Annotated in this window: 1 protein-coding gene; it reads left to right on the top strand. The window is 32.5% G+C overall.

What is annotated here, in order from left to right; genetic code table 11:
* Positions 1-446: dihydrodipicolinate synthase family protein (locus H9X80_RS08960; protein ID WP_204793997.1), on the top strand; the 446-nt coding region annotated here is incomplete at its 5' end.
* Positions 447-452: the final 6 nt, after the last annotated feature.

The following is a 452-nucleotide window of genomic DNA, read 5'->3' as shown; positions in this document are numbered from 1 at the left end:
CTGTTGTTGAGTTAGCAAAGCATAGGAATATTAAGGCTATGAAAGATGCTACTGATAATATTGCTTATGCAATGGATGTACTATCAAAAACGAGAGATTTGGATTTTGATATGTATAGTGGATGTGATGATAATATTCTTCCATTTATTGCAGCTGGTGGTAAGGGTGTGATTTCAGTTTTGTCTAACGTTTATCCTAGAGAAACGGAAAAATTTGCCCAGGCTGTCTTAAAAGGTGATATGGAGCTTGCAAAAGCAATGGCATATGATTTGAATGATGTAAGCAAATATTTATTTGTTGATGTTAATCCGATTATGCCAAAAGTTGCTTTAGCAAAATTAGGAGTATGTGGTGAAATGGTAAGAAGACCACTTATTAAAACAACAGAAGCAAATAAGAAATTGTTATTTGATGCAATGATAAAATTTGAAGAAAAGGGATATTAGTATGAA

Origin of the sequence: Olsenella profusa (assembly GCF_016900315.1) — a bacterium.
Lineage (GTDB): Bacteria > Actinomycetota > Coriobacteriia > Coriobacteriales > Atopobiaceae > Thermophilibacter > Thermophilibacter profusus_A.
This window is presented reverse-complemented; position numbering and strand designations above follow the sequence as displayed.